Source organism: Colwellia sp. F1, assembly GCF_056238625.1.
Window position 1 is genome coordinate 1 of sequence record NZ_JBWDLI010000059.1, and the last position, 3,032, is coordinate 3,032.

At 41.6% G+C, this 3,032-nt stretch carries 5 protein-coding genes; all 5 read right to left on the bottom strand.

The window, feature by feature from the left end; all coding sequences use genetic code 11:
* Positions 1–328, bottom strand: a 328-nt coding sequence (locus AC0UA9_RS17100) for a LysE family translocator (RefSeq protein WP_475661903.1), incomplete at its 3' end; no start/stop codon positions are given.
* Positions 329–403: 75 nt separating this feature from the next.
* A complete protein-coding gene (locus AC0UA9_RS17105) occupies positions 404–868 on the bottom strand; it encodes a DUF2262 domain-containing protein (protein WP_475661906.1) in 465 nt (154 codons plus the stop codon).
* A 77-nt stretch (positions 869–945) separates the two neighbouring features.
* The gene (locus AC0UA9_RS17110; protein WP_317997879.1) at positions 946–1,566 is read right to left on the bottom strand and encodes a DUF6630 family protein; all 621 of its coding nucleotides are present in this window, start codon (positions 1,564–1,566) and stop codon (positions 946–948) included.
* Positions 1,567–1,604: 38 nt separating this feature from the next.
* Positions 1,605–1,808 (bottom strand): hypothetical protein, encoded by a 204-nt coding sequence (locus AC0UA9_RS17115; RefSeq protein WP_475661908.1) that lies wholly within the window; start codon positions 1,806–1,808, stop codon positions 1,605–1,607.
* A gap of 39 nt (positions 1,809–1,847) precedes the next feature.
* Complete coding sequence (locus AC0UA9_RS17120; RefSeq protein ID WP_475661911.1) at positions 1,848–2,795, bottom strand: STM4504/CBY_0614 family protein; 948 nt, start codon at positions 2,793–2,795, stop codon at positions 1,848–1,850.
* Positions 2,796–3,032 lie beyond the last annotated feature (237 nt).

Sequence of the window (3,032 nt, forward strand, 5' to 3'; positions counted from 1 at the left end):
CTGGCGTGACTTGCATTTTAGGCAAGTGTAATGTACTAGCATTAAAAGCTGAACGCAGAGATTTGAAAGCTAAATATAAAAGGTAGAATGCCCCACAGTATCTCAACACCTCAAAAAGCCATGCATTCCCATGAAGGATTGCGGCTAGACCGAAAGCCGCGGATGTCGACCAAAATAGAGAACCTGTTAGAACACCCGCAGCCAAGTACAAGCCAAAGTAACGACCATGGTTCATGGAGGCTCCAGCTATCGCAAGCGTAGCCGGCCCAGGACTAGCAATTGCAGCGACTGCGGAAACAATAATAAGCAAGTAATTTATCTCTTCCATTTTCCTTGGATCCCCATGAAATTTTAACGCCCGGCTCGCCGGACAAATTTTTGTTGTCACCCTTTGTTATACAATTTACCCGAACATCTGAGCATTGGCATCTTTGAACTCAAGGCCGTCAAATGATGTGACGAATACACTATGCCCCCAAAACAGATCATTGGGTTTATACCAGAACTCAACGCAATCAGCGCCACAAATAGAAATGCTATCTAACTCAAACTGGCTGATAAATTGATTAGAATCCAATTTTGGATTCACCACTGCTTTTGTTGAGCCGTCTTCTTGTACCTCATCATACTCATTCCAGCCCGAGTTATACGCTTCAAGAAAATCGCGGCTTACAATAGCCGCAGCCTTATCCTGGAGGATGGAAATAGAAGCAACGACCTTTTCGGCGAGCTTTAAAACCTGATCTTGTGGTGCCGAATCCAGGTCTATATTCAGTCCAACTTTACTTCCATCGATCACCAGCTCACCTTCGAATGAGCTTATTTCCGCTTCTTTTGAAACAAGTTGCCCTAAAATCGGATGATTCACGAATCTCTCCTGATAAGTGCATAGTGTCATACTCAGCTTACTTCATTGCCTTGTAATATGGCTTACCCTACAAGGCATCAACGCTCAAAAAATTGCAGATTTATTTCTGCATTTTTAGCAAGTTCAGTGAGTTGATTCCGTTTGTCTTGCTGCACCAGTATCAATGGATAGGAATCAGAATCTTCATTAATTTGGGCTAAAAAATAACCTGCGCTCTCAATACATTCATATGGCATAGGAGCTAGTGTGTCACTGTGCATGAAATAACCAATCGTATTATGCCCAATATGAGCTTTGTATTTTTCTTTCAGCTCATGAAAACAAGAAACAGCGGAAAGCTCTCCATTGCTCAGCTGATCAAGCTCGTCAAGAGCAAGGTCACCTTCATATTTGTGATCAACATAGACAATCTTGTTTTTCTCCATCAGTGCATCGATTAACACGATCTCACGGGTGAGTTCATCGATTGATTCGACTCCCCGCTGGTACAGATCATCCTCGTACTTTAAAAAGTACTCCTTCTGGTCATTGACAAATAGCTGTATTTGTTTCAACACATCTGCATTCTGACCACTAATTTCTCCGGCAAATTCGATCAATGATTCGCCTCCAGACAAAGATGGTTTTATGGAGTCACCCGTTTTACGGGATGACAAGCCCAACCATACAGTCAAGCACGTAAATATCTTTTTAATCATTTAACGCTCCTTAAATTTTGAGCCATATAACGCCAACATTAAATGCCATTGGCCGAGGCCGGCGACGCAGGCTCTTGTTCATAATATTCCCAAGACTTCAGATATATCTGCTTATATTCTGAGTTTATTCGATAGGCGACATAGAAGCTTTCCCAAAGCTGGCTTGTTACCCACCAAAGGCCTTGTTTCGAATCAACAGGTTCCCAACCGGGTATGAAGAAGCTGAAGCTTTGGGGCTCCATGATTCTCCTTGCGAATATAATGCCCAAAGTAGCGGCGCGTTAGCGTCCGCTGCCTTTGTTTGTTAGCTGCTCATTACACTGCATTAAAAACAGCAAATTACTTGCTGTAAGGTGAAGGGTATAACTAGCAAAATGTTCCGGAACAGTAGATAGCTCTGGCCCTTGACCATGACCTCCCTCTCTATTTCTTATCGTTGGCACCCCGCTTTCAAGCAGTATTCTCAAGGAAGAAAATTGATTCTGCAGGTATTCTGGAACCAGTTTATTCTCTAGACAGATATTAATAAGCTTTTTAGCAGGATCACTTTCTTTGAACTCCCAGGAATGCTGCTTGCAAACACCTTTCATCAAGCTTTCAATTGACTTTAAGCATTCAACCAAGCATTCTTTGTATCTTTTATGTCTGTAATTCTCGTGCGCTTTTAAGAACTCTTGATTAGCACCATTGTATAACCTATTAGTTTTTAACAAGGCGAGAACTGGCTTAACTACCTCAGAATGAATTAGTTGGGAATCTATTCTTATTAGTTCGCCCGAAGAAAATTCATAACCAATACCTGCCTCTTTAAATCTCTTGTTCAACTCTTCAACAGCATCTTCTGGATCTTGGCTAGATGTTGTGCGTTGCTTATAATTGTAATAGTTTTCACCAACGTAGTTTTCTATAAGACTAAATGATATCTCGATTATATCCAGACAATTTTCATAATCACTGCAATTTAAAAAGTATTCAAGAATTGCTTCAGAATCACTTCTCGCGTATTCATTTAATGTGAAAACTCCATACTCCTTACAGAGTGCTTTATGTATAAACTCATAAGCGCTGCTAGATGCATCGGATGAATACCTGTCCTCACCGAAAGTATCTCTGATGATATGGATTATCTGCACCCGAAATGATTGAGATATTTCCTCATATACATATACGTCGGGCATCTCCCCACGTTGCTTTTTTTGTCTTTTCGAAAATAGTTCAAATATCGCCATTTTTATTCCATATTGACAGCTTGCTCGGGCAACTAACAGTGATTATACGCCTCGCTACAAAACCCCAATAAATGCGACGGCACATTCATTGGGGTTTTGCAGCCACCCAATTTGACTCTACCCCATTGATTCCCAAGAGAGCAAAGCCAATTTTGGCACCCTATCACGAATTCCCACTCCCGATACCTTGTATCAACTTGACCCATTGCGCCAGGAACCAGAGCACCGAATGGCCGG

Bases quoted from the DNA above. Each gene is read 5' to 3' on its own strand.
- AC0UA9_RS17110 (WP_317997879.1), bottom strand. From the start codon at position 1,566: ATGATTAAAAAGATATTTACGTGCTTGACTGTATGGTTGGGCTTGTCA.
- AC0UA9_RS17115 (WP_475661908.1), bottom strand. From the start codon at position 1,808: ATGGAGCCCCAAAGCTTCAGCTTCTTCATACCCGGTTGGGAACCTGTT.
- AC0UA9_RS17120 (WP_475661911.1), bottom strand. From the start codon at position 2,795: ATGGCGATATTTGAACTATTTTCGAAAAGACAAAAAAAGCAACGTGGG.